Below are 25,400 nucleotides of genomic sequence, written 5' to 3' on the forward strand. Positions count from 1 at the left end.
CGGCGCGAGGGTAGCGCCGCTCGTCACCCGCCCGCAGGGAGGAAAGTCTTTGGCTCGAAAAGACTTTATCCGGCTATCTTCAGACAAGGCCATGTTTGTATTTTAAATAGGTGTGTCGTATTGAATAATAGCGGGTTTAGCACGAATCTGTTCTGTGGGGATTCAGGATGGCTCAATTTCGTTATACGTCGAACGGCAATTACGACTTCGAAAAATCCGAGTTAAAATATCAACAGCCAATCACCACGGAAGCTAGGACGCTCGACTTTGGTCCTGGATCGGCAGTGCAAGGGTATGATTTTTTTGGAGACGAATTTATATACTTGGTCGATGGCCCGGAATTAGTAGCGCATGCCCTTCCCTTCAACCTGACGACCCGGTCTGCCGGTCTCTATGGCGATTCCAGCGACTTCGATTACGTCACGCGGATCACTGGCGGAAATTTCGGGGATATGTTTCGCACCGGCGACGGCGACGGCGACGACGCCCTGAATGGCGGCGGCGGCAACGATGTGCTGGAGGGCGGTCGCGGCAGAAACACCTTCGATGGCGGCACGGGTACGAACACGCTGAGCTACGAGCATTTCGATGCGCCCAGTTTCGACGATTCGTATGGTGTGGGCATCGACATGGTGAGCGGCACAGCCAGCGATGGCACTGACAGCATCGTCTTGGATACATTCTCGAATATTTCTAACATTCGCGGCACGCACTATGCCGACACCATTGAAGGCGACGCGGCAAACAACGTCATCGAAGGCGGTGCAGGCGTAGACGATATGATCGGTGGCAATGGTATCGATACGTTGAGCTTCAAACATTCGAGTGCTGGCGTGATTGTTGATCTCCGAGAAGGTGACGGCTTCGGCGGTGACGCGGAGGGAGATACATACGAATTGTTCGAGAACATCCTCGGCAGTACGTCCAATGATGTGCTTTACGGAAACGGCGACGCCAACACGCTGAACGGCAATGGCGGTTCCGACGAATTGTATGGCCGGCGTGGCGACGATCGCCTCGTCCTCAGCAGCTCGCCCGCGAAGGTGCAGGGCGACGAGGGAACGGACCTGCTCTTCATTCTCAAGGACAGCACCGTCGAGCTCACCGACGTCTCGTTCACCGGCTTGGCCAGCATCGAGAAGGTCTATGTCCGCGACGGGGCAACCCTCAGCATGTTGGGTGTCGATGTCGGCACGAAGATCTATTCGCAGAGCCTGGCCGATGGCGGCTCCACGATCACCGGCACGGACGGAGCCGACCGCATCGTGGCCGGAAAGGGCGGCGACGACATCACCGGCGGTCAGGGTGGCGATGCCCTCTTCGGCGGCGCGGGCGCCGACACCTTCGTCTTCGCCGCGGGCGATGGCCGCGACGTCATCCGCAAGTTCGACGCGATCAACGACAAGATCGACCTCAGTAGCCTCGACGGCGACACGGATGGCCTGGACGTCCGGTCGTTCCAAGGCGGCGACAGCACGCTCATCACCCTGACCCGCGAATCCGGACCGACCGACAAGATCATCTTGATCGACGTCGCGTTCGGTACCCTGTCGGAGGGTAGCTTCATCCTCTGACGCCCGAACCGTCATCCAGCCTGCCCGGTCGCGTGATCCCAGCGCGACCGGGCTATCGCCTATGCCGAGCACTGTCGTCGGCAACGGTCCTTTGGCATGCGGGTGCTGGCCGGCCGCATCGAGGACACGGTCGCCTCCGGCCGGGGCTGAGGACGGCATCCTGCCCTCGCCCCCCCCTTCGGTGCGGCCCGGCGCGAGGGTGGCGCCGCTCGTCACCCGCCCGCAAGGGGGGCAGCTTTTGGCTCGGAAGGGCTTTATCCAGCTTTTTCCAGATAAAGCCATAACTGTATTTTAAATGGTAGAGTCATATCGAAGCAGAGCGGTTTTAGCGCGAACCTGTTCTGTGGGTGATCAAGATGGCTCAATTTCGTTATACGTTGAACGGCAACTACGATCCCGAAAATTTCAATATTGGATATCAATCATTAATCAACACGGAGGCCAGGACGCTCGATTTCGGCCCTGGTTCCGTGATTGATGGATATGAAGATTCTGGAACTTCTCTTGTATACTTCTTGGATGGGCCGGGGATTGAATATGAGGACCAGATCTTCCAACTGACGACCCAGATGGCTGGCCTCTACGGCGATTCCAGCGACTTCGATAAAATCACGCGGGTCACCGGCGGGGATTTCGGGGATGTGTTCCGCACGGGCGATGGCGACGACGTCCTGAACGGCGGCGGCGGCAACGATACCCTGGAGGGCGGTCGCGGCGCCAACACCTTCGACGGCGGAGCCGGCACGAACACGCTGAGCTATGAGCATTTCGATGCGCCCAGTTTCGGTGATTCGTATGGTCTGGGCATCGACATGGCACGCGGCACAGCCAACGATGGCCTAGGGACCATCGTCGCGGATACATTCTCGAACATCGCCAACATTCGCGGCTCGCAGTATGGAGACACCATTGACGGCGACTCGGCGAACAATGTCATCGAAGGCGGCGATGGTGCCGACTATCTCACCGGCGGCGGCGGCATCGATACGTTGAGCTACGCGCATTCCGAAACAGGCGTGACCATCGATCTTGAGCAAAGAATTGGATCCGGTGGCGACGCGGAGGGGGATGACCAATGGGGGTTCGAAAGCATCCTCGGCAGCACGACCGATGACGTCCTGTCCGGAAACGGCGACGCCAATACCCTGAACGGCAATGGCGGTTCCGACGAATTGTACGGTCGGGATGGCAACGATCGCCTCGTCATCAGCAGTTCGCCCATGATGGTGGATGGTGGCGAGGGGACGGACCTGCTCTTCGTAAACAAAGGCAGTGCCGTCGCCCTGACCGACGCTTCGTTCACCGGCTTGGCCAGCATAGAGAAGGTCTATGTCCGCGATGGGGCGGCCCTCAGCATGACGGGCGTCGATATCGGTGCGAAGATCTATTCGCAGAGCCTGGCCGTTGGCGGCTCCACGATCACCGGCACGGACGGCGCCGACCGCATCGTGGCTGGAAAGGGCAGCGACTACATCACCGGCGGCAAGGGCGGCGATTCCCTCTTCGGCGGCGCGGGCGCCGACACCTTCGAGTTCGTCTCGGGCGATGGCCGCGATGTCATCCGCAAGTTCGATGTGACCGAGGATGTGCTTCACATCGGTGTCATCACGGGCAGCATGGATGACGTGAAGATCGGATCGTTCCACGGCGAGGCCAACACGATCATCACCTTCACGGGTGACACCGGAGCCTCGAACAAGATCATCCTGCTCGGCGTCACGGCCGATTCCGTGACGGAAGGCAGCTTCATCTTCTGACGTCCGCGCCGTCCTCCGGCCTGCCCGGTCGCGTGATCCCCTCGCGACCGGGCAGGCGGGTCGAGCGTCTCTCTATTGGGCGCGGCGCGACAACGACACCGCATAGGCCGGCGAGCGGATCGCGAACATCGGGTCGTCAGCCGGGCCGGCGATGCCGGCGGGGAGGTCCACCACCGGATCGAACGTGGCCGCGTCGCAGGTGGCGGCGGGCTCGAGAGCCGTGATCGCGAGGGTGCCGAGCGTCGTGCTCTTGCGGCTGTCTTCGGGCCACAGGGCGGTCGGGTCGGCGGTGGGGTCGCCGGCCTCGCCGTGGATCGCCACCAGGGAGAAGGTGGCCGGCCCCTTGGCGAGGCGATCCTTCAACTCATTGGCATAGAAGCTGTCGGGCTTGGCCTTGAGGTCGTCTTCGCTCAGGCCGAGCTGTCCCGCATCCGCGACGGTCTTCAGCTTCACCACCTGCGCCTCGCCCTTGGCGTTCGTCAGCGTATAGGCATGGACGCCCCAGTAATCGACGCCGGCATAGCTCGCCGGAACCGGGCGCGCATTGAGCCAGGCCGCCTGTTTCGTGGTCTCCGGATGGGCGGCGGCGAAAGCCTTGACCTTCTCGGCATCGGGTTTGCCGTCGGGGCCGGGCGCGCGGACCGAGACGAAATCGAACAGCTGCTGGGGCGTGCGGGCCGAGAAGACCGGCGCGGAAATGATGACGAGGACGAGGTCGCCCGCCGGGTCGCGCAGGCGCATGGCGAAGCCCCGCGTCACCGGCTTGGCCTTGTCCGAGATGCCCGGGTTGCTGCCGCCCATGGAGAAGCGCGCCGTCACCGGCACAGTCTTGGCGAAATGCGGTGCCTTGGACAGCCCCGCAGCCTCGGCCGAGGGCGTGAACTGCCCGGTGAGGCAGACGCCCTTGGCGCCGCTGGCCCGCACGCCGGGCTTGTTGCCACCGGCCACGAACTGGCCGTTGACGATGGCGGCGGCATCCGCCTCCTCGGCTTGAACCGGAGAGGCGAGGGCGAGCGCCATGGCGCAGCCGGTGGCGACGATCGTAGATTTCATGGCGCTGTTTCCCCCGTCGCCCGGCTCGCATCGGCATAGGCCGGCAAAACTCGATGGCGCACAATCGAATTATAATATGTACAGGGTAACGGCGGCGTGACAAGGACCGGTTCGTCGGGACCGACCCCCCGAGAGCCTGTTTAAGGTGTTTGTCCAAGGCTTCACCTCATCCTGAGGCGCTCGGCTTGGATGATCGACCTTGCCATGGGCATTAGCCGATCAATCCGATCAAACAGCTGACGAATTCAGGCCTCGGCCTCGGCCCGGACCCGGTGGAACACCTCCAGATGCGCCGGCTCCGGCGGGGTGCCCCGAACGCGCGCGAAGGCGAGGCGGAAGAGGTCTTCCGGGTCGCGCTCGGACAGGCGCACCAGCGGCGCCGCGTCGACGGCCTCCGCGACCGGATCGGCCGCTGCCGTCACGCGGGTATCGACGATGCGGACGGGGAAGCCTTCGGCGATCCGGTCCACCTCCGCGCGGTGGCCCGGCCCCAGCCCCTCGCGGGCCAGCCGGACCTGGATATAGGGCCGCTCCTCCATCGGCAGGGCCGGGTCGAGGCCCAGCGCCTTGAGATGGTCGCCGAGTTCGGAGAGCCGCATGTCGCCGCGCGGCGGCAGGCGCAGGAACGGAACCGGGCGCGGGATCGGGATGTGTTCCACCCGGGCCGGTCCGTCGCCGAGGGTGACGAGGCTGACCCCATGCGCGTAGGGCTGCTCGGTGGCCGAGAGCGGGATCAGCGAGCCGGAATACCGCACCATTCCGCCGCCGATGGTCTGGGCCTTGTGGAGATGGCCCAGCGCCACGTAATCGGCCTCCACCGGGAACACGTCGGGCGGCACGGCATGTTCGCCTCCGACCAGGATGCGGCGCTCGGCCCCCTCCGATTCGGTTCCCCCGGCCACGTGCAGATGCCCGGTGAGGAGAAGCGGCAGGCCGGAGAGATGCGGGGCCGCCGCCTCCATCACCTGGGCGTAGAGGGCCCGCACGGCCCGGACGATGGGGGAGCCCTCCTCCCGGCGCATCTGCGGCAGGCAGGCGGCGGTGGGATAGGACACGGCCAGGATCTGCGCCGCCACATCGCCGTTCCTGAAGATCGGCACGAGATGACGCTCGATGGACAGGGCGCCGTCGCGGCGGCGGACATTGCCGATGACCCGAACCCCGATGGCCTCGAGGATCGGGCTCGGCGCTTCGAGGCGCCCGGCCGCGTCGTGATTGCCGGCGGTGAGGACGATGGTCATGGAAGGGCGCGCCCGGTGCAGGCGCACCAGCACCTCGTAGAGCAAAGCCTGCGCCTCGCCCGACGGGTTCTGGCTGTCGTAGACGTCGCCCGCCACCACGAGGGCGTCGACCTCGTGGCCGACGACGATGGCTTCGAGATGGGCCAGCGCCCTCGCATGCTCGTGGGTGCGCGAATAGCCGCGCAGTGACTGCCCGATATGCCAGTCGCCCGTATGCAGCACGCGGATCACGTCATCGCCTCCAACTCGCCCGGACATCGTCTGTGCGGCGAGGAGGCTTGTAGCGCGCCGCCGCCACCGGTCCTACCCGGCGGCCCGCCTCGGCTTGTCGCAAAGACGCTTAACGGCAGACCGTCACGTTCTTGACCACCCAGCCTTCGCCCGCCTGCCACAGCTTGCGGCGGCTGCGACCGCAGCGGAGTTCGTCCGGCTCGGCCGAGGTCCAGGTGACGCCGGGTGCCTCCGTCGAGGTGGTCTCGGCGGCCTCCTTGGCGACGGATCCGGTGGCGACGGGCGCAGCCTTCGTCTTCACCGTGTTGGCCTTCACCGTCCGCGATCTTTTGGCGGTTTTCGTCCGGGAGGCTCCGGCCTTGGCGGAGTCGACGGCCTTGGCCGCCGTCGACGAGAGGGCGGGCTTCGGACCCGCGAAAGCTGGGTTCTCCCCCGCGAGTGTCAGCCCGAAGGCGAGCGTCAGGACCGACGCGCCGAGGCGTGCGAAAGAAGAGATCGGCACAGGATTCGTCCGTCTTCCAAAGATGTGATGGTGTTGAAATGCAGCGCCTTATGTCGATGCGGATGGATATTTTTGCAATCGCAAGGATCGATGAAATCGGACATCTCCCGCATATTCTCGCGGCATGATGAAAGGTCGGTGGATTCTCCCTTCCCGGACCGTGCCGCCGGTCCGATCGTACCGCAATGCTGATGAGCGACGGCCCGGCGTGACGGCGGCCCCTGGTCTTGCTAAGTCACCGCCCAATCTTGGCTTTAGTCCTCGCGCCCTGGCGAGCGGCCCATCTTTGAGTACCTCATGTCCGAACGCCCCCTCATCGAGCGTCCCACTCTTCCCTTCAGCCGGCGGACCCTGCTGAGCGGCGCCGGCGCGACCCTGGTCCTGGCCGGTTCACCGCTCGCCGCTCTGGCCCAGGTCCGTGGCCGCCTCGCCATCGAATCCGACGACGGATACGGCCCCTATGACGACGACCGTCTCTACCGGGACGAGGCCGGACGGCTCTATCGCCGCCGTGGCGGTCGCTACGAGCCCTATCGTGAGCGCGCCACCGCACCGCGTTTCGAGGACGACCCCGATTCTGATCCCTATGCCGATCCGAACGCCCGCCGCCGTGCCGAGCAGCCGCCGGCGAACCAGGGCAACCCCGTCTCGCGTCCGGTGGACAATGGGCCGATCGACTACGCTCGGGCCTATGCGGCGATCACCGACGAGCCTTTCCCGGTCCATGCCTTCAACTGGCGCAAAGCGAACCCGAACTTCCTTCGCCAGGAGATCGCCTATACGGGCGCGGAGCCTCCGGGCACCATCGTGGTCGATCCGCGCGCGCACCACCTCACCCTGGTCCAGCCCAACGGGCGGGCGCGACGCTACGGCGTCGGCGTCGGCAAGCAGGGCTTCTCCTGGTCCGGTGTCTCGACGGTGAATTCCAAGCAGATGTGGCCGGATTGGTATCCGCCCAAGGAGATGATCGCGCGGACGCCCAAGCTCGCCCGGTCGGTGACCCAGCTCCAGAGCGGCCTCGGCGTGCCCGGCGGCTCCCGCAATCCGCTCGGCGCACGGGCGCATTACCTCTGGCAGGACAACAAGGACACGCTCTACCGGATCCACGGCACCCTGGAGCCCGAATCCATCGGTCTCAGCGTCTCGTCCGGCTGCATCCGCATGATCAACCAGGACGTGATCGACCTCTACGGCCGCGTCGAGATCGGCACGCGGGTCGTCGTGCTGACCTGAATCCGGTCGTTGCCGGCGGGCGCCGCCCGCCGGATTACACCCCAGCGCCGGCATTCGGGGCCGTATGAGTGTCACGACAGCGCGAGCGTCACCGTGCTGCGGCCCGGGAATCGGAACTTCCCTCGCCTCTCTGGCTTCTTCCCGTCACAGGGTGTGCGCTGAGCGCCGCCCACGATCGGAATTCAACCGGAGTTATGACGTCATGGCAAAGAGTTTGAGCGGGCGTACGCGTGTCGATGGGGATCGCCTGAACACCCCGACCGATCTCGCCCCCGAGGCGACGAAGAAGATCGCCGAGGGCCTGACCGTGCTGCTGTCGGACCTCTTCGCCTTGTACGTGAAGACGAAGAACTTCCACTGGCACGTGAGCGGCCCGAACTTTCGCGACTATCACCTGATGCTCGACGAGCAGTCGCAGCAGATCTTCGCCATCATCGACGACGTCGGAGAGCGCGCCCGCAAGATCGGCGGCACGACCCTGCGGTCGCTCGGTCAGGCCTCGCGGCTGTCCCGCGTCGAGGACAACGACGCCGAGTATGTCAGCCCCCTCGAAATGCTGGCCGAGCTGCGCGACGACAACAAGACTCTCACCGCCAACATGCGTGAGCTCCACGAGGTGACGGACGAGGCCAAGGACGTCTCCACCACCAGCCTGCTGGAAGAGTGGATCAACCAGTCCGAAGAGCGGACATGGTTCCTCTACGAGGCGACCCGCAATGCCACCGAGGGCGGCCACTAAGCCCTAATTTCTCCGTATCGAGACATGAAAAAAGGCCCCGCATCGAAGGATGCGGGGCCTTTTTCCGATTGTCTCCAGCAGGTGGCCGGAGCGGCGACAGCCTCACAAGGCGAGGGTGATCTCGCCTTCGCGGACGGCGCGCTCGGCTCCGCCGGCCTTGATCCGGTAGAACGGCTCGCCGGTCTGGTCCTCGGGAACGAGGCGGACGATCTCGAACACGTCGGTCGGATCGGCCTTGAGATCGGCATAGCCGATGCGCTCGCGGCGCACGCGCTGCCCGAGCTTGAATTTATGGGCCATGAGATATGCCTTTCTGAGCGGACGCAAACGGTTCTGCGTCCTCGGACGGGTATTCGTGGTCGCGCGTCGCCTTGCCGGAAGGCACAGGACCGAACATCGGCCTGCCTTGCGGAAAAGGACGAGATGGGCGGCAACCCCGTCCGGAGATGCCACCCTGCGCTCGAACCCACACGAAGGACCGAGCCAACCCATTGACCGTCGCTGCCCCGATCATGCCGGAGCGGCCACGACATCGCAGCCGGACAGCGCCATCATCGAACGTCATGTTCGGTAAAGCCGTCCGGTAGTTCGTTCCGAAACATCGGCTCTCGCAGGGCGGAATCCGCCGCGAGGCCGGAGGCTTCGGAGGCGAATGCCTTACTTGCGCGCCTTCGCCTTGCGGGCGGCGTAGCGGGCATCGCGCTGCTGCTTCTGCTCGATGCGAGCGGCGGCGGCGAGGGCGATCTTCTCTTCGGCGACGCGGGCCGCTTCGATGGCCTGGCGCTCACGCTCGGCCTCGGCCTCGGCGACAGCCTGGGCGGCGGCGGCGGCGCGCTCGGCCTCACGGGCGGCGACGCGGATCTCGCGCTCACGGGCAATGGCCTCACGCTCGGCCTTGCGGGCGAGAACCGTCGGATCGTCAGCGGCCGGCCGGTCGCGGAAACGCGCCAGGGCGGCCTGACGGGCTTCTTGCGAAGCCTTGAGGCGGTCGGTCATGGAGTTTTCGTTGAATTGGCTCACACAGAATCCTGGTCTGGGAAGCGGCCGGGAACGACCGCGGGACAGTGGACGAGGCTCCGAACCGAACCGGTCGGGAGATGGATAAAAACGCAGGAAGCCGCTCTCCAATGGAGAGCGGCTCCTTGTCCAATGTCAGGCTCTCGTAGGAGCCTCACATGGCCCATATGCGATATGGTTCAGGCGGCCTGGAGATTGCCGGCGGACTGCTTGCCGCTGCGCTTGTCGGTTTCCATTTCGTAGGAGACCTTCTGGCCTTCGGCGAGACCACGCATTCCTGCGCGCTCGACAGCGGAGATGTGCACGAACACATCGTTGCCGCCGTTATCCGGCTGGATGAAGCCGAAGCCCTTTTGCTCGTTGAACCACTTAACAGTACCGACAGCCATCATAATCCTTCGCCCTTGCGGGCATCATAGTTCGGAGGTCCGCACGAAGATGTACGGCCTTCTCCGTTGTCTCGATTCGCACCCGACTTCCGCTCTGCGAAAGCTCTCTGGCTCACACAGATGAAAATCTGATCACGCTTCGATCTCTGTTATGTACTCTCAATGGCGGGATTTAGCAAATGCCATGAAAAACTTGGGTTTTATTTTCGAGCATGGAGGGAAATTTCCGCCGGTGCCCAGTCAATACGGGCGCCGATTTCGCTCTGCCGAGAGGTCTCATTCGGCCGGGGAGGAGCCCAGCGGCAGGTCCATCTGGGCGCTCTCGGTATCGCGCCCGCTGCGGCGGTCGAGAAAGCCGAGGATCGGCGAGACGCTTATCCCGTGCAGGACGATGGAGAGCAGGATGGTCAATCCCGCCGTGCTCCAGAGCAGGCTCGCCCCCTCGAAGGCCGCATGGCCGGAGGCGTAGGCGAGATAGTAGATCGTGCCGAGCCCCCTGATCCCGAAGATGCTGATCACCGCCCGTTCGGCCGCGGGCTGATCGTGCCCGAGGAGGCTGATCCAGCCGCAGAGCGGCCGGACCACGAAGATGACCAGAAGCGCGAAGGCGACGCCCGCCCAGGTGAGGTCGCGCAGGAGTCCGCCGCCGATGGCAAGTCCGAAGCCGACGAGAAGGATCATCATCGTCAGGCGCTCGAACGCTTCGGCCGACCCGTGCAATGCGTGATGGTAATCGTGGCCGTGGTCGGACCAGCGCATGGCCAATGCCGCGACGAAGACGCCGATGAAGCCGTAGCCATGCACGGCCTCGACGGCGGCATAGGTCAGGCAGGTGATGCCGAGGGCGACGAAACCGTCGCCCGTCCGCGAGAGCCGTGCCCGGTTCGGCAGATGGAAGGTCAGCCAGCCGAAGCCCCGTCCGATCGCGGCACCCAGCGCGACGCCGGCCAGGATCTTCCACACCAGCGACACGCCGACCCATTCGGTCCACCCGGCGGCGCTCAGGCCGTTCGCGGCCACGAGGGCGATGGCGAGGTGAACGAACGGGAAGGCGAGCCCGTCATTGAGCCCGGCCTCGGAGGTGAGGCCGAACCGCATATCGTCCTCGACGCCCTGTGACGGCGGGCCGACCTGGACCTCGGAGGCGAGGACCGGATCGGTCGGCGCGAGGGCGGCGGCGATCAGGAGGGACGAGGCGAGGCCGAGGGCGAGGAGATGCGAGGCCAGGAACCCGAGGATCAGGATCGTCAGCGGCATGGCGAAGGCGAGGAGGCGCCATGTCACCATCCAGCTTTTCCAGCCGACCCTGCGGTCGAGCTTCAGCCCGGCCCCCATCAGCGAGATGATGACGACGAATTCGCTGACCTTCTCGATCAGGCGCAGATGCTGCTGGGGCCGGGGGGAGAAGTCGGCGATTCCGGGGATCAGCGAGAGGCCGGCCCCGATCGCGACGCAGCAGATCGGCAGCGACAGCGGCAGCTGCCGAAGCACCATCGGCAGCCAGGCGGTGAGGAGCACGAGGGCGCCAAAGCCCCCGAGCATGATGACATAGGCGTCCATAACCCGCGATTCGTCCCTGTACGCTCTTCGCCGGAATCACCACGACCCATACGCAAGACCGATTGTTCACCGTCAGCATGTCGTATGGGAGCGACGCCGTTGCGGGCCGCTCCCGATCCATCCTCAGCGCGTGCCCGACCGCATCGTCATGTCGGGGTTGAGATCGACCCATTGGCGCGTCTCCGCCGCCCGGTAGAGCGCCTCGATCAGGCGGACGTCGCGCAGGCCCATCTCGCCCGGCGTCCGCAGCTCTCCGCCCTCGGCGACGATCTGCGAGAGGTGGTCGATCTCGCCGGTGAATTGCACGGCATCGCCTTCTGCCGTCAGCACTTCGTCGGCCCGCTTGGCGTCGCTGACGACGAGCCGGTTGCCCTGGTAGGCGGTGCCGGGATCGAGGGTCGCCACGCCCTTCTCGCCCCAGATGTCGATCCGCTTCTTGTCGGAGCTGTAGCCCGACGACACCGTGGCGCGCCGGCCCGAGGGAAAGACCAGCTGCGCCGTGAACACGTCCTCGACCTGCCCGAAACGCGGATCGCCTTCCGGCGAGTGCATCGAGGCCGAGACCGAGGACGGGCTCTCGCCGAAGAACCATTGCAGGCCGTTGAGGCCGTAGATGCCGATATCCACGAGGGAGCCGCCGCCGGCCACGGCCTTCAGCATGCGCCACTGGTCGCGCGGCCGCGACGGCTCCAGGGGGCGGTGGTGGTCGGAGGAGGCGAAGCGGACGTCGCCGAACTCGCCCTTGTCCATCATCGCCTTGGCGCGCAGGTTATGCGGCTCCCAATGGACCCGGTAGGCGATCATCAGGCGGCGGTCGGCGGCCTTGGCGGCGTCGATCATCCGCTGGCAATCGGCGGAATTGGTGGCCATCGGCTTTTCGCAGAGAACGTGCTTGCCCGCCTCCAGCGCCTTGATGGTCAGGTCGGCATGGGTGGAGTTCGGCGTCACGATGTAGACGGCCGCAATGTCCTTGTTGTCGGCCATCTTTCCCATCGTGCCGTAATCGTAGATCCCCCCGGCCTCGACGCCGTAGCGGGCCGCGACGGCCTTGGCCTTGTCCGGATTGCCCGAGACGAGGGCGACGGTCTTCGAGCGACGGGCTCGTTCCAGAGCGGGCAGAACCTGGGCCTGGGTGAAATCGCCGAGGCCGACCACGGCCCAGCCGAGATGCTTGTCGCGCGGCAGGGGCGGCGGCTGGTCGAGCTTGGGCTCGGGCCGGCCGGTGGGGGTGGTTGGGATCGCCTGCGAGGCGGCGCGCTCGGAAGCCAGTACACCGCCGATTCCGGCGAGGCTGCCGGCCATGAAGAGGCGGCGGGACGGCGTCGTATGCGAGGCGTCGGACATCGTATCTCCGGATCCATGAGGATTAAATCTCGCGGCCGGATCGAGGAAGCCGCCCCTGACAACGCATGACGCTCCAATCGGATTCCATCGGAACCTGCGGTGGAGGCGCGCGGGGCGGATTAAAACGCGAGACCCACCCCGGCGGGTCTCGCGCGACAGGCGGTTTTTACTGGGACGTGGTTGTTACTTGAACGTCTTGCGGGGGTCGAAAGCGTCGCGCACGGCTTCGCCGGCGAAGATGAGCAGGCTCAGCATCACCGCCACCACGAAGAAGCCGGTCAGCCCGAGCCAGGGGGCCTGGATGTTGTCCTTGCCCTGCGCCAGCAACTCACCGAGGGAGGCCGAGCCGGGCGGCAGGCCGAAGCCGAGGAAGTCGAGGGAGGTCAGCGTGCCGATCGAGCCGTTGAGGATGAACGGCATGAAGGTCAGCGTCGCGACCATGGCGTTGGGCAGGAGGTGCCGGCTCATGATGCGAATGTTGGAGAGGCCGAGCGCACGGGCGGCGCGGACATATTCGAAATTGCGCGCTCGCAGGAACTCGGCGCGCACCACGCCGACCAGGGCCACCCAGGAGAACAGCAGCAGGATGCCCAGCAGCACGAAGAAGCCCGGCGCGATGAAGGCCGAGATGATGATGATGAGGTAGAGGGTCGGGATGCCGCTCCAGACCTCGATGAAGCGTTGCAGGGACAGATCGACCCAGCCGCCGAAATAACCCTGCACCGCCCCGGCGATCACGCCGATCACCGAGGAGACGATGGCCAGGATGAGCCCGAACAGCACCGAGATGCGAAATCCGTAGATGACGCGGGCCAGCACGTCGCGGGTGGTGTTGTCGGTGCCGAGCCAGTGCATCTCCAGGCCCTTGCACCCCTCCCGGCCCGTGGTCTCCGCGCCATTCTGCTTCGCAGCCGCCTGGCATTGCTCGTCCGTGAGCATCCAGGTGGGCGGCGAGGGCGAGGGGGTCGGCAGCCCGTCGATGATCGTGTCGTAGGAATAGGGGATCGGCGGCCAGACCGCCCAGCCGTGATCGGCGATCTCTTTCCGCGTCTCCGCCGAGCGGTAGTTCGGCCGCGCATAGAACCCGCCGAACTTCTCGTCCGGATAATCGATCAGGACGGGAAACAGGATCTCGCCCTTGTACGAGACCACAAGGGGCCGGTCGTTGGCGATGAATTCGGCGAACAGGCTCAAGGTGAACAGGCCGACGAAGATCACGAACGACCAGAAGCCGAGCCGGTTGCGCCGGAAATTCGAGAGCCGCCGCCGGTTCAGCGGCGACAGCCCCCGTGCCGTCGGCACGAGGGGAGGCGGGGCGGCAACGGGGACGGCTTCCGCGGGGCGGGCGATCTCGTTCATGAGACCGCCCCTATTGGATTGTGCGTCAGCCGTCGAGACGGACGGCCGTTCCCTCGATCTCGTTGGGGCGCAGGCCGCCGGTCTTCTCGAGGTGGCGGCGCAGCAGGCGCACGTTGCGACGATTGGCCTTGAACGCGGCATCGAAGATGTCGCCGGCGAGCGGCACGGCGCCGATCACCCCGTCGAAGGCCACGTTCATGGCCATCCGGGCGAGCAGCCATTTCGGGGCTCCGAGGCGGCGTGCCTCGTAGACGATGTAGGAGGCGAGCAGCATGCCCGCCGCATCGCCGATGATCGGAACGAGGCCGACCACGGCGTCGAGCCCCACCCGCCGGTTGATGCCGGGGATCACGAACGCCGAGTCCATGATGTGGGCGAACTGCTCCAGCCGCAGCAGCGAGGCCTCCCGGCTGTCGGGCTCGGCGCGGAAGCGTGTGGCGGTCCCATCGCGCCGGCCGAAGGCGCCGTTGGGCAATTCGCGAGTGGCGAAGACGGCGTCGTTGAAGGCCATGGCGGGGCTCCGGGGGATGCGCGTCGTGGTCATGATGCAGGATGTGGCCCTGCCCGGGGCAAGCTGCAAGCACCGGGCCCGCACGGCCGTGCCGCTTCATCAAAAGCTGCTCCGCATCAAACCCGCGAGACGGTCCAGCGCCGCGTCGAGGGTCGCGTCCTGCTTGGCGAAACACAGCCTGACGAGGTTGCGCACGGCCCCCTGCGCATAGAAAGCGCTGATGGGAATTGCCGCCACCCCGTGCTCCCGCACGAGATGCTGGCTGAAGGCGACGTCGTCCGCGCAGCCGAGGCGCGGCCCCAACTCGGCGATATCGACAGTGAGGAAGTAGGTCGCCTGCGACGGCAGCACGGAGAAGCCGAGGCCTGTGAGTCCGGCGCTCAGCCGGTCGCGCGAGCGGGCGAACCGGGCGCGCATCTCGAGGAAATAGGCCTCGTCCTTGGAAAGCCCGTAGGCCACCGCCTCCTGCAGGTTCGGCGGTGTGGTGAAGGTGAGGAACTGGTGCGCCTTCGAGACCACCTTGAGCAGGGCCGGTGCCGCCATGACGAACCCGACCTTCCAGCCGGTGAGGCTGAAGATCTTGCCGGCCGAGCCGATCTTCACGGTTCGGTCCCGCATGCCGTCGAACCCGATCAGCGGGCGATGGGGCCGCCCATCGAAGGTCACGTGCTCCCACACCTCGTCGCAGATGGCGGTCACGTCGAATCGCTCGCAGAACCTCGCTAGCAACGCGAGATCCTGTTCCCCGAACATCGTCGCGGTCGGGTTCAGCGGGTTGTTGAGAACGACGACGCGGGTGCGCTCGGAGAAGGCCTGCGCCAGCGCCTCTTCGTCGAGGCGGAAATGCGGGGGCCGCAGGGTGACGAAGCGCGGGATGCCGCCGGCCTGCTGGATGATCGGCAGGTAGGCGTCGTACATCGGCTCGAACAGCACGACCTCGTCGCCGGGCGAGACCAGGGCGAGCAGGCTCGCGGCCAGGGCCTCGGTGGCACCCGACGTCACCATCACCTCGGTGTCGGGATCGAGAGCGAGTGCCTGATGGCGCTCGTAATGGGCGGCGATGGCGCGGCGAAGCACCGGCAAACCCATCATCGGCGGGTATTGGTTGTAGCCGTCGCGCAGGGCATCGGCGGCCTTCTCGCGCACATCCGCCGGCCCGGGATCGTCCGGGAAACCCTGTCCGAGATTGATCGCCCCGAGCTCGCGCGCCAGCACCGACATCACGTCGAACACGGTATTGGGGAGGTCGGCGAAAACAGGGTTCATCCGGGAAACGCTCGTGGGCGATAAACTGAGCTGACGTCGTCCGCCTCCCTCGGTAGCATGGGCGTTTCGGGCCGGAAATCGTGCTTTTGGGAACGTGCGCGATCGCACGCCCCTCCGCCCGTAATCCCGGACCGCGCCTGACGATTGTTGACATTCATCAGGCGTAACGTAGGTTCTGGCCATGGCCGGAGCGGTCGCCGCTCAACAGGAACACCGCCCCCTCGTTTCGGTTGGGCGACGTACCGCTCCGGTCCTTCCCAAGAAGCCGATCCCCCAAGGATTGAAGTCGTCGCTCCGGCTCGGGGCGGCGGCTTTTTCCGCGTTTCGCTTGTGCTTCGATGGTCCTCCGGGGTAGCGACCTCGTATCGGATCACGAGGACGACCGCGTTGAGTACCCGCGCCTGCTGCGCCCTTGCCTTCCTCATCGCCCTGGCGGGAGCGGGATTGCGCCTCGCCATGCCGGTGACGCCGCCGGACGCGGCCTACCACGCGGTGGTCGAGGCCTACCCGTCGAAGCCACTCCCCTGAAGGCTTCCGCCGATCCGCCGCCGGAACGTCGGAAACAACCCGGAAACTTCCGCGCCGCACTGGCGTCGCAATAATCGGGCATGTCCGGCCCCGATGCTGAGCGATCGATCGACGGGTAAGACCCACCGGCAACCCAGCGCGGCTCCCGGCACTGTCCCGGATCGTCGCCCCGCTGCGCGGTGGTCGCGCCCCCTGTTCCCTCGGGACTCACGTCGCCATTTCGTCCAGACTGCGCGGTGCCGTTCGGGAGCGATCGGCTGGATTGTCGAGGCATGAACGAACAATCGCCCATCCGGACCGAAACGGCCCGGGAATTCAGACCGGACACCCCGGCGCCGACGCGCCGGCGAAGCCGTGTGGGAACATGGTTGATCCTGCTCCTCCTCCTCGCCGGGGCGGGAGCGGCCGGCTACAGATTCTATCTCGCGCCCAAGCTCGCTCCCAAGACGGAGAGCACGGCCGACGGCGCGCCCGCCCGCGGCAAGGGCGCCCGTGGACGTCCGGGCGACATGCCACAGGCGGTGGGGGTCGCCACGGTCTCCACTGGCGAGATCCCGGTGGTGCTGTCGGGCCTCGGCACGGTGACGCCGCTCGCCACCGTGACGATCCAATCGCAGATCAGCGGCTATCTCACGGAGATCGGCTTCCGCGAGGGGCAGACCGTTAAGAAGGGCGATTTCCTCGCCCAGATCGATCCGCGCATCTACGAGGCGCAACTCGCCCAGTACCAGGGCCAGCTCGCCCGCGATCAGGCCCTGCTGCAGAATTCGAAGCTCGACCTCGCCCGTTTCCAGCGCCTCAGCCTGCAGGATTCGATCTCGAAGCAGAACGTGGACACGCAAGCGGCCCTGGTGAAGCAGAACGAGGGCACGGTCGCCATCGATCAGGCCCAGGTCGACCAGCAGAAGCTCAACATCGCCTATACGCGCATCGTCTCGCCCGTGGAGGGCCGCGTCGGCCTGCGCCAGATCGACCAGGGCAATTACGTCACTGCCGCCTCCACCAACATTGTGGTGGTGACGCAGCTGCATCCGATCTCGGTGGTGTTCACCCTGCCCGAGGACGACGTGGCGCGCGTCATGCGCCGCCTGCGCTCGGGGGCGAAACTCACGGTAACGGCCTATGACCGGGGCGATGCCAACGTGCTCGCCACCGGCACCCTCGACACGGTGGACAACCAGATCGACACCACCACCGGCACGGTAAAGCTGCGCGCGCTGTTCGACAACAAGGACGAGAGCCTGTTTCCGAACCAGTTCGTGAACGCCAAGCTCACCGTGGATACGGTGCGGGATACGCCCATCGTCCCCACCGCCGCGATCCTGCGCGGCACGCCCGGCGCCTATGTCTACCTGCTCGACAGCGACGACAAGGTCGTGGTCCGGCCGATCACCGTCGGCGAGGCCGATGGCACGCGCAGTGCCGTCACCAAGGGGCTGGCGGTCGGCGACCGGGTGGTGGTCGACGGGACCGACCGCCTGCGCGACGGCGCCAAGGTCCGCGTCACCGAGGGCGGCAAGGGGCAGGCGCCACCTCCCGGCGAACCTGCGGCGCCCGGCCAAGCCGCGCCCGGCCAAGCCGCGCCCGGCCAAGCCGCGCCCGGCCAAGCCGCACCTGCAACCGACGCCCCGGCCACGACATCGACGCCCGCCGCCGGGACACCTCCCGAAAACCCGCCGCAGAAGCGCGAGCGCCGCAGAGAGCGGCCGGCGGCGCAGCCGTGATGGTCACTCTCGACGCCGTTTCTCCCTCCCCCCTCTGCGGGGGAGGGTGCCTGCGGAGCAGGCGGGAGAGGGGACGACCTCTCCGGACCGCGCGCTCCCCTCTCCCGACCCACTTCGTGGGCCACCCTCCCCCGCAAAGGGGGGAGGGGAGGGGCGGCGCGCCCGTCATGGCCTTTACCCCATGAACCCGTCCCGCATCTTCATCCTGCGTCCCGTCGCCACCACGCTGTTCATGCTGGCGATCCTGCTGGTCGGCATGGTGTCGTACCTGAACCTGCCGGTCTCGGCCCTGCCGTCGGTGGAGTACCCGACGATCCAGGTGCAGACCTTCTATCCCGGCGCCAGCCCCGAGGTGATGACCTCGGCGGTGACGGCGCCGCTGGAGCGGCAGTTCGGCCAGCTCGCCAACCTCAACCAGATGACCTCGCAGAGTTCTGCGGGCGCGTCGGTAATCACGCTCCAGTTCAGCCTGGATCTCGGCCTCGACATCGCGGAGCAGCAGGTCCAGGCGGCCATCAATGCGGCGGGCAACCTGCTGCCCTCCGACCTGCCGGCGCCACCCATCTACGCCAAGGTCAACCCGGCCGACGCGCCGATCCTGACCCTGGCCCTGACCTCGACGACGATGCCGCTCACCGAGGTGCGGGATCTCGCCGAGACGCGGCTCGCCCAGAAGATCAGCCAGGTCTCCGGCGTCGGCCTCGTCAGCATGGGCGGCGGCCAGCGCCCCGCCGTGCGCGTGCGCTTCAACTCCCGCGCGCTGGCCGCCTACGGCCTCAACATCGACGACCTGCGCACCACGATCACCAACCTCAACGTCAACACGCCGAAGGGTACGATCGACGGGCCGACCCAGTCCTACGCCATCAACGCCAACGATCAGATCCGCGATCCGAAGGCCTACGAGCAGGCGATCATCGCCTACAAGAACGGCTCGGCGGTGCGGCTCTCGGACGTCGCCGACGTGGTCAACGGCCCGGAGAACACCAAGCTCGGCGCCTGGATGGACGAGACGCCCGCCGTCATCCTCAACATCCAGCGCCAGCCCGGTGCGAACGTCATCGCCACCGTCGACAAGATCAAGGCGCTGCTGCCCCAGCTGCAGGGGACGCTGCCCGCCGCGATCACGGTGACGCCGCTCACCGACCGCACCACCACCATCCGCGCCTCGGTCCACGACGTGCAGGTGGAACTGGCGCTCGCCATCGGCCTCGTGGTGCTGGTGATCTTCCTCTTCCTGCGCAGCCTGTCCGCGACCCTAATCCCGAGCCTGTCGGTGCCGCTCTCGCTCATTGGCGCGCTCTCGATCATGGATCTCTACGGGTTCTCCCTCGATAACCTGTCCCTGATGGCGCTGACCATCGCCACCGGCTTCGTCGTGGACGACGCCATCGTGGTCATCGAGAACATCGCCCGTCACGTGGAGGAGGGCGATTCGCCGATGGAGGCGGCCCTGAAGGGCAGCCGCGAGATCGGCTTCACCATCATCTCGCTCACCGTCTCGCTCATCGCGGTGCTGATCCCGCTCCTGTTCATGGGCGACGTGGTGGGGCGCCTGTTCCACGAATTCGCGATCACGCTCGCCGCCACCATCGTGATCTCGGCGGTGGTCTCGCTCACCCTGGTGCCGATGCTGTGCGCCCGCCTGCTCAAGCACGCCCCGGAGGCGGAGCGCCGCGAGGGATTCATCGCGCGGGCCGGCCGTAGGGCCATGGACGGGGTAATCTCCGGCTACGGGCGGATGCTGCGCATCGTGCTCAACCACCAGGGCCTGACCCTGGTGGTCACCCTCGGCACCATCGCGCTCACCGCCTACCTGTTCGTGGTCATCCCCAAGGGGTTCTTCCCGGTCCAGGATACCGGCGTCATCCAGGGCGTGACCCAGGCCGACCAGACCATCTCCTATGCCGAGATGGCCGACCGCCAGCAGCAACTCGCCCGGATCGTCCTGCAGGACCCGGATGTGGCGAGCCTGTCCTCCTTCATCGGCGTCGACGGGCAGAACGTGACGCTGAATTCCGGACGGTTCCTCATCAACCTGAAGCCGCATGAGGGCCGCGCCACCGATGCCAGCGCGATCATCCGCCGCCTGAAGGAAGCGACGCGCGGGGTCGCCGGCATTCGGCTCTACATGCAGCCGGTGCAGGACCTCACCATCGACACGGCGGTGAGCGCGACGCAGTATCAGGTGATCCTTGAGAACCCGAACCTCTCGGAATTCGAGACCTGGGTGCCGCGCTTCGTCCAGGCGCTGCAGCGCTCGCCGCTGCTGTCGGACGTGGCGAGCGACCTCCAGGGCAACGGGTTGGCGGCCTACATCACCATCGACCGGCCCACCGCGGGCCGCTACGGCATCACCCCCGCCACCGTGGACAACGCGCTCTACGACGCCTTCGGCCAGCGCATCGTCTCGACGATCTTCACCCAGTCGAACCAGTATCGGGTGATCCTCGAGGCCGACCCGGACCTGCACAAGACTCTCGACAGCCTCAACGGCATCTTCCTGCCCTCCTCCACGGCGGCCTCGGGCCAGGTGCCGCTTTCGGCGGTGGCGCGGATCAGCGAGCGCCGGGCGCCGCTCCTCATCAGCCATCTCGGACAGTTCCCGGCCACCACCGTCTCGTTCAACCTCGCCGAAGGCGCGGCGCTGGGCGATGCGGTGCAGACGATCGAGGCGGCGCGGAAGGAGATCGACCTGCCGCCGAGCTTCCGCGTGGTGCCGCAGGGCTCGGTCTTCGCCTTCCAGTCGGCGCTCTCGAACCAGCTCTTCCTGGTGATCGCGGCCATCGTCACCGTCTACATCGTGCTCGGCGTGCTCTACGAGAGCTTCGTCCACCCGATCACGATCCTCTCGACCCTTCCCTCGGCCGGGATCGGCGCCCTGGTCGGGCTGATGCTCTACGGCATGCCGCTGGACATCATCGGCGTCATCGGCATCGTGCTGCTCATCGGCATCGTGAAGAAGAACGCGATCATGATGATCGACTTCGCGCTCCAGGCCGAGCGCGAGGAGGGCATGGCCCCGCGCGACGCGATCTACGAGGCCTGCCTGCTGCGCTTCCGCCCGATCCTGATGACGACGCTGGCCGCTTTGTTCGCGGCGGTGCCGCTCATTCTCGGCACCGGCGTCGGTTCCGAACTGCGCCAGCCGCTCGGCATCGTCATCGCCGGCGGCCTCATCGTTTCCCAGGTGCTGACCCTGTTCACCACCCCGGTGATCTACCTCGCCTTCGACCGGCTGGAGCGGCGATTCAAGCGCGGCGGCGGCGCGAAGGCGGCGGGGGTGACGCCGTGAGTTGGGACCTTGCCGCCGCACTCCCTCCCCCCTCTGCGGGGGAGGGTGGCCCCCGAAGGGGGTCGGGAGAGGGGAACCCGGTTTCCGGATCGGACGCGCAGAGCGACGATGGGCGGACCCTCGTCAGACCCACTCCACATCTGCGTGCGTTTGCTCGCGAGCAACGTCGGCTCCGTACCCTTGCCGAGGATGCGTTCTGGCAGCAGGTGCGCGGTAGCCGCTTCCGTGGGCTCAAATTCAGACGCCAGGTTCCCCTGCCGCCCTACATCGCCGATTTCCTCTGCGCGTCCGCCCGTCTGATCGTCGAACTCGAGGGAGCCCCGCATGACGAGGCCGAACGCCGTGATCGCGACGCCGCGCGCGATGTCTGGCTGCGGGAGCAGGGATTCGAGATTCTGCGCTTCCCGAATGACCGTGTCCTGAGCGATCTCGCTTCGGTCCTCGACACGGTCGGCGCGACCGTCGAGGCGCGGCTGGCTCGCGCCGCGTCCGGCCGCGTCGCTCCCCTCTCCCGACCCGGCCTGACGGCCGGGCCACCCTCCCCCGCAGAGGGGGGAGGGAGTATGCGCCCGGCTCCCCACCCATGAACGTCTCCGAGCCGTTCATCCGCCGTCCGGTCGCCACGACGCTGCTCACCATCGGGGTGCTGCTGGCGGGGATCTTTGCGTTCTTCAAGCTGCCGGTGGCGCCGCTGCCGCAGGTGGATTTCCCCGTCATCCTGGTGCAGGCGCAGATGGCCGGGGCCTCGCCCGAGACCATGGCGACGACGGTGGCCGCGCCCCTGGAGCGGCGGCTCGGCATCATCGCCGATGTGGGCGAGATGACCTCCACCAGTTCCGTCGGGACGGTGCGGATCGTCCTGATGTTCAATCTCAACCGCGACATCGACGGGGCCGCCCGCGACGTGCAGGCGGCGATCAACGCCGCGCGGGCGGACCTGCCCACCGCCCTGCGCTCGAACCCCACCTACCGCAAGTTCAACCCGGCCGATGCGCCGATCCTGATCCTCGGGCTGACCTCGAACACCCTGTCGCCGGGCCAGCTCTACGATTCCGCCGCCACGGTGGTGCAGCAGAAGATGTCCCAGCTCCCCGGGGTGGGGAATGTCGATATCGGCGGCTCGTCGCTCCCGGCGGTGCGGGTCGAACTCGATCCCACCGCCCTCTACAATTACGGGATCGGGCTCGAAGGGGTGCGCGCCGCGATCGCCTCGGCCAATGCCAATTCCCCAAAAGGTGCGATCGAGACCGACACCCGCCACTACCAGCTCTACGCCAACGACCAGGGCCGGGTGGCGGCGGATTATCGCGACATCGTCGTGGCCTACCGCAACGGGGCGGGCGTGCGCCTCACCGATGTGGGCAAGGTCGAGGATTCGGTGGAGGACAAGCGCAACCTCGGCCTCGTGAACGGCCGGCCGGGCGTGATCCTGTTCATCTACAAGCAGCCCGGCTCCAACGTGGTCGACACCATCAAGGCGGTGAAGGCGGCGCTGCCGCAGGTCCAGGCCGCGCTGCCGGGAGACATCGACCTCACCGTCACGGGCGACCGCAGCGCCACGATCCGTGCCTCCCTCGCCGAGACCGAGGAGACCCTGATCATCGCGGTCGTCCTCGTCATCGGCGTGGTCTTCGCCTTCCTGCGCTCCGGCCGGGCGACCCTGATCCCGGCCGTGGCCGTGCCGATCTCGATCATCGGCACCTTCTCGGCCATGTACCTGCTGGATTACAGCCTCGACATCCTGTCGCTGATGGCCCTCATCATCGCGACGGGCTTCGTGGTGGATGACGCCATCGTCGTCCTGGAGAACATCCAGCGCCATATCGAGCTCGGCAAGCCGAGGGTGGAGGCCGCCCTCACCGGGTCGAAGGAGGTCGGCTTCACCGTCATCTCCATGACCCTGTCGTTGATCGCGGTGTTCATCCCGATCCTGCTGATGGGCGGCATCGTCGGGCGGCTGTTCGAGGAATTCGCCGTCACCCTGTCCCTGGCGATCCTGATCTCCCTGGTCCTCTCGCTCACCACCACGCCGATGATGTGCGCGCTCCTGCTCAAGCGCGAAAGCGTGCCGGAGGGAGAGGCGCCGCGCCGCCCCAACTTCCTGATCCGGGGGCTGGAAGGCGCCTTCGAGGGAACGCTGCGCGCTTATGAGCGGACCCTGCGGATCGCCCTCGCTCATCGCCGCCTGGTGCTGCTCACGCTGTTCGCGACGATCGGGCTCAACGTCTATCTCTACATCATCGTCCCCAAGGGATTCTTCCCCGAGCAGGATACTGGGCAGATGATGGGCGGCATCCAGGCCGACCAGCGCATCTCGTTCCAGGCGATGAAGCAGAAGCTGGAACAGGCGACCGCCATCGTGCAGGCCGATCCGGCGGTGGACAGCGTCGTCGGCTTCACCGGCGGGCGTGCCACCAACTCGGCCAATGTCTTCGTCGGTCTGAAACCGCGGGGCGAGCGCGCCTCGATCACCGAGGTGATGACCCGGCTGCGGCCGAAGCTGGCCGAGGTGGCGGGCGCCCGGCTGTTCCTGTTCCCGCGCCAGGACCTCCGCATGGGCGGGCGCCAGAGCTTCGCGCAGTACCAGTACACCCTCCAGGGCGACACGGCCGACGAACTCTATGCGGCGGCGCCCCGGCTCGTGGAGGCGCTGCAGAAGAATCCGGTCTTCGCCGACGTCACCTCGGACCAGCAGGAGGGCGGGTTGGAGAGCCGCCTCGTCATCGACCGGGCCACCGCCTATCGCTACGGCATCACGCCGGACAAGATCGACAACACCCTCTACGACGCCTTCGGCCAGCGGCAGGTCTCGACGATCTACAACCCGCTCAACCAGTACCACGTCGTGATGGAGATCGCGCCGCGCTACCTGCAGAGCCCGGAGACCCTGAAGACCGTCTTCGTCTCGACATCGGGCGGCAAGGCGCGCGGCTCGGCCATCACCAACGCGGTGGCCGGGACGGTGGCGGGGGCCGCGACGACGGGGACGACGGCCTCCACCATCGCCGCCGATTCCGCCCGCAACGCCGCCTCCAACGCCATCGCGGGCGGGGCGGGGGCCTCGTCCAGCGCACCCGTTTCGAGCGCAAAGGAGACGATGATCCCGCTCTCGGCCTTCGCCCGGGTCGAGACCGCGAACGCGCCCGTGCAGGTGAGCCACCAGGGCCTGTTCGTCGCGACCACGCTCTCGTTCAACCTGGCGCCGGGCAAGAGCCTCTCGGACGCCACCGCCGCCATCGAGGAGGCGGAGGCTCAGCTGCGCCTGCCGGCGACGATCCACGGCGAGTTCGCGGGCGCCGCCAAGACCTTCCAGGCCTCGTCCTCGCGTCAGCCGCTGCTGATCCTGGCGGCTTTGCTGGCCGTCTACACCATCCTGGGGATCCTCTACGAGAGCTTCGTCCATCCGGTGACGATCCTCTCGACACTGCCCTCGGCCGGCATCGGCGCGCTGCTGGCGCTCCTCGTCTCCGGCACGGAATTCACCATCATCGCGCTGATCGCGGTGTTTCTGCTCATCGGGATCGTGAAGAAGAACGCGATCATGATGATCGACGTGGCGCTGGACGCCGAGCGCACGCGCGGGGCCACACCGAAGGATGCGATCTTCGAGGCCTGCCTCTTGCGCTTCCGGCCGATCATGATGACAACGCTGGCGGCCCTGCTCGGCGCCCTGCCGCTCATCCTCGCCGGGGGCGAGGGGTCGGAAATGCGCCGCCCCCTGGGCATCGCCATCGCCGGCGGCCTGATCGTGAGCCAGCTCCTGACCCTCTACACCACACCCGTCGTCTACCTCTATCTCGACCGCCTCCGCCGGCGGAAGCCGGCGCCCGGCGTTTCGGTGAGCCCGGCCGAATGAGCGGGCGTGACCGGACGATGCGACCCGCGCGTAGCAACCCTTCCCCCACGAACCTCGGGCTTGCCCGAGATCCGTCTTTGGCTGGCCAAGTCGGGCAGGCCCGACTTGGTGCGGGGGAGGGTGCCTGCGGAGCAGGCGGGAGAGGGGCCGACCTCTCCGGTCAGGGCGCTCCCCTCTCCCGACCCTCGCTGACGCGAGGGCCACCCTCCCCCGCAAAGGGG

The 25,400-nt window shown here is 66.6% G+C and carries 20 protein-coding genes; 9 read left to right on the plus strand and 11 right to left on the minus strand.

All coding sequences use genetic code 11. The features are described from left to right. The first annotated feature begins 167 nt into the window (after nucleotides 1-167). Both ACYQOP_RS07230 and ACYQOP_RS07235 read left to right on the plus strand, forming a co-directional pair. Nucleotides 168-1,574, plus strand: coding sequence for a calcium-binding protein (locus tag ACYQOP_RS07230; protein ID WP_461221886.1), 1,407 nt, complete (start codon nucleotides 168-170; stop codon nucleotides 1,572-1,574). A 356-nt stretch (nucleotides 1,575-1,930) separates the two neighbouring features. Beyond that, nucleotides 1,931-3,331, plus strand: a complete 1,401-nt coding sequence (locus tag ACYQOP_RS07235; RefSeq protein ID WP_461221888.1) for a calcium-binding protein — start codon at nucleotides 1,931-1,933, stop codon at nucleotides 3,329-3,331. A gap of 72 nt (nucleotides 3,332-3,403) precedes the next feature. Here ACYQOP_RS07235 and ACYQOP_RS07240 read toward each other — a convergent pair whose 3' ends face one another. The 3 genes from ACYQOP_RS07240 to ACYQOP_RS07250 form a co-directional block, all read right to left on the minus strand. Then, nucleotides 3,404-4,384, minus strand: a complete 981-nt coding sequence (locus ACYQOP_RS07240) for a catalase family peroxidase (RefSeq protein ID WP_461221889.1) — start codon at nucleotides 4,382-4,384, stop codon at nucleotides 3,404-3,406. A gap of 245 nt (nucleotides 4,385-4,629) precedes the next feature. Further along, the gene (locus ACYQOP_RS07245; RefSeq protein ID WP_461221890.1) at nucleotides 4,630-5,856 is read right to left on the minus strand and encodes an exonuclease SbcCD subunit D; all 1,227 of its coding nucleotides are present in this window, start codon (nucleotides 5,854-5,856) and stop codon (nucleotides 4,630-4,632) included. A gap of 109 nt (nucleotides 5,857-5,965) precedes the next feature. Further along, nucleotides 5,966-6,358, minus strand: coding sequence for a hypothetical protein (locus tag ACYQOP_RS07250; protein WP_461221892.1), 393 nt, complete (start codon nucleotides 6,356-6,358; stop codon nucleotides 5,966-5,968). A gap of 297 nt (nucleotides 6,359-6,655) precedes the next feature. Here ACYQOP_RS07250 and ACYQOP_RS07255 point away from each other — a divergent pair, with 297 nt between their 5' ends. After that, on the plus strand, nucleotides 6,656-7,591 hold the full coding sequence (locus ACYQOP_RS07255) for a L,D-transpeptidase (RefSeq protein WP_056422644.1): 936 nt from the start codon (nucleotides 6,656-6,658) through the stop codon (nucleotides 7,589-7,591). Between the two features lie 202 nt (nucleotides 7,592-7,793). After that, the gene (locus ACYQOP_RS07260) at nucleotides 7,794-8,330 is read left to right on the plus strand and encodes a Dps family protein (protein ID WP_056422641.1); all 537 of its coding nucleotides are present in this window, start codon (nucleotides 7,794-7,796) and stop codon (nucleotides 8,328-8,330) included. A gap of 102 nt (nucleotides 8,331-8,432) precedes the next feature. Here ACYQOP_RS07260 and ACYQOP_RS07265 read toward each other — a convergent pair whose 3' ends face one another. The 8 genes from ACYQOP_RS07265 to ACYQOP_RS07300 all read right to left on the minus strand — a co-directional run bounded on the left by ACYQOP_RS07265 (nucleotide 8,433) and on the right by ACYQOP_RS07300 (nucleotide 15,776). Beyond that, on the minus strand, nucleotides 8,433-8,630 hold the full coding sequence (locus ACYQOP_RS07265; protein ID WP_056422637.1) for a hypothetical protein: 198 nt from the start codon (nucleotides 8,628-8,630) through the stop codon (nucleotides 8,433-8,435). 357 nt (nucleotides 8,631-8,987) lie between these two features. Continuing rightward, nucleotides 8,988-9,350: a DUF6481 family protein gene (locus ACYQOP_RS07270; RefSeq protein ID WP_280136526.1), complete on the minus strand. Its 363-nt coding sequence runs from the start codon at nucleotides 9,348-9,350 to the stop codon at nucleotides 8,988-8,990. A 176-nt stretch (nucleotides 9,351-9,526) separates the two neighbouring features. Next, entirely contained in the window at nucleotides 9,527-9,736 is a 210-nt protein-coding gene (locus ACYQOP_RS07275; RefSeq protein ID WP_056423281.1) for a cold-shock protein, read from the minus strand. Nucleotides 9,737-10,012: 276 nt separating this feature from the next. After that, a complete protein-coding gene (locus tag ACYQOP_RS07280) occupies nucleotides 10,013-11,296 on the minus strand; it encodes a cation:proton antiporter (protein ID WP_056422631.1) in 1,284 nt (427 codons plus the stop codon). Nucleotides 11,297-11,419: 123 nt separating this feature from the next. After that, nucleotides 11,420-12,640, minus strand: coding sequence for a Gfo/Idh/MocA family protein (locus ACYQOP_RS07285; RefSeq protein ID WP_461221893.1), 1,221 nt, complete (start codon nucleotides 12,638-12,640; stop codon nucleotides 11,420-11,422). 183 nt (nucleotides 12,641-12,823) lie between these two features. Continuing rightward, entirely contained in the window at nucleotides 12,824-13,999 is a 1,176-nt protein-coding gene (locus tag ACYQOP_RS07290; protein ID WP_461221894.1) for an ABC transporter permease, read from the minus strand. Between the two features lie 25 nt (nucleotides 14,000-14,024). After that, complete coding sequence (locus ACYQOP_RS07295) at nucleotides 14,025-14,510, minus strand: DUF4112 domain-containing protein (protein ID WP_461221895.1); 486 nt, start codon at nucleotides 14,508-14,510, stop codon at nucleotides 14,025-14,027. A gap of 99 nt (nucleotides 14,511-14,609) precedes the next feature. After that, on the minus strand, nucleotides 14,610-15,776 hold the full coding sequence (locus tag ACYQOP_RS07300) for an aminotransferase (RefSeq protein ID WP_461221897.1): 1,167 nt from the start codon (nucleotides 15,774-15,776) through the stop codon (nucleotides 14,610-14,612). 387 nt (nucleotides 15,777-16,163) lie between these two features. Here ACYQOP_RS07300 and ACYQOP_RS07305 point away from each other — a divergent pair, with 387 nt between their 5' ends. The 5 genes from ACYQOP_RS07305 (at nucleotide 16,164) to ACYQOP_RS07325 (ending at nucleotide 25,179) form a co-directional block, all read left to right on the plus strand. Continuing rightward, nucleotides 16,164-16,304, plus strand: coding sequence for a hypothetical protein (locus ACYQOP_RS07305; RefSeq protein ID WP_200919012.1), 141 nt, complete (start codon nucleotides 16,164-16,166; stop codon nucleotides 16,302-16,304). 272 nt (nucleotides 16,305-16,576) lie between these two features. After that, nucleotides 16,577-18,028 carry an MdtA/MuxA family multidrug efflux RND transporter periplasmic adaptor subunit gene (locus ACYQOP_RS07310; RefSeq protein ID WP_461221898.1) on the plus strand — a complete coding sequence of 484 codons (1,452 nt, stop codon included), beginning with the start codon at nucleotides 16,577-16,579 and terminating at the stop codon, nucleotides 18,026-18,028. 181 nt (nucleotides 18,029-18,209) lie between these two features. Beyond that, nucleotides 18,210-21,323, plus strand: coding sequence for an MdtB/MuxB family multidrug efflux RND transporter permease subunit (locus ACYQOP_RS07315; RefSeq protein WP_461221899.1), 3,114 nt, complete (start codon nucleotides 18,210-18,212; stop codon nucleotides 21,321-21,323). Nucleotides 21,324-21,463: 140 nt separating this feature from the next. Continuing rightward, nucleotides 21,464-21,910 carry an endonuclease domain-containing protein gene (locus ACYQOP_RS07320; protein ID WP_461225233.1) on the plus strand — a complete coding sequence of 149 codons (447 nt, stop codon included), beginning with the start codon at nucleotides 21,464-21,466 and terminating at the stop codon, nucleotides 21,908-21,910. Continuing rightward, nucleotides 21,907-25,179 (plus strand): efflux RND transporter permease subunit, encoded by a 3,273-nt coding sequence (locus ACYQOP_RS07325; RefSeq protein ID WP_461221901.1) that lies wholly within the window; start codon nucleotides 21,907-21,909, stop codon nucleotides 25,177-25,179. The genes ACYQOP_RS07320 and ACYQOP_RS07325 overlap by 4 nt, the downstream gene beginning before the upstream one ends. Nucleotides 25,180-25,400 lie beyond the last annotated feature (221 nt).

The organism is Methylobacterium sp. CM6247, assembly GCF_054817925.1.

Excerpts from the sequence above, each read along its gene's own strand:
- ACYQOP_RS07230 (WP_461221886.1), top strand. The coding sequence starts at position 168 with ATGGCTCAATTTCGTTATACGTCGAACGGCAATTACGACTTCGAAAAA.
- ACYQOP_RS07235 (WP_461221888.1), top strand. The coding sequence starts at position 1,931 with ATGGCTCAATTTCGTTATACGTTGAACGGCAACTACGATCCCGAAAAT.
- ACYQOP_RS07240 (WP_461221889.1), bottom strand. The coding sequence starts at position 4,384 with ATGAAATCTACGATCGTCGCCACCGGCTGCGCCATGGCGCTCGCCCTC.
- ACYQOP_RS07255 (WP_056422644.1), top strand. The coding sequence starts at position 6,656 with ATGTCCGAACGCCCCCTCATCGAGCGTCCCACTCTTCCCTTCAGCCGG.
- ACYQOP_RS07260 (WP_056422641.1), top strand. The coding sequence starts at position 7,794 with ATGGCAAAGAGTTTGAGCGGGCGTACGCGTGTCGATGGGGATCGCCTG.
- ACYQOP_RS07265 (WP_056422637.1), bottom strand. The coding sequence starts at position 8,630 with ATGGCCCATAAATTCAAGCTCGGGCAGCGCGTGCGCCGCGAGCGCATC.
- ACYQOP_RS07275 (WP_056423281.1), bottom strand. The coding sequence starts at position 9,736 with ATGGCTGTCGGTACTGTTAAGTGGTTCAACGAGCAAAAGGGCTTCGGC.
- ACYQOP_RS07280 (WP_056422631.1), bottom strand. The coding sequence starts at position 11,296 with ATGGACGCCTATGTCATCATGCTCGGGGGCTTTGGCGCCCTCGTGCTC.
- ACYQOP_RS07285 (WP_461221893.1), bottom strand. The coding sequence starts at position 12,640 with ATGTCCGACGCCTCGCATACGACGCCGTCCCGCCGCCTCTTCATGGCC.
- ACYQOP_RS07290 (WP_461221894.1), bottom strand. The coding sequence starts at position 13,999 with ATGAACGAGATCGCCCGCCCCGCGGAAGCCGTCCCCGTTGCCGCCCCG.
- ACYQOP_RS07295 (WP_461221895.1), bottom strand. The coding sequence starts at position 14,510 with ATGGCCTTCAACGACGCCGTCTTCGCCACTCGCGAATTGCCCAACGGC.
- ACYQOP_RS07300 (WP_461221897.1), bottom strand. The coding sequence starts at position 15,776 with ATGAACCCTGTTTTCGCCGACCTCCCCAATACCGTGTTCGACGTGATG.
- ACYQOP_RS07310 (WP_461221898.1), top strand. The coding sequence starts at position 16,577 with ATGAACGAACAATCGCCCATCCGGACCGAAACGGCCCGGGAATTCAGA.
- ACYQOP_RS07315 (WP_461221899.1), top strand. The coding sequence starts at position 18,210 with ATGAACCCGTCCCGCATCTTCATCCTGCGTCCCGTCGCCACCACGCTG.
- ACYQOP_RS07325 (WP_461221901.1), top strand. The coding sequence starts at position 21,907 with ATGAACGTCTCCGAGCCGTTCATCCGCCGTCCGGTCGCCACGACGCTG.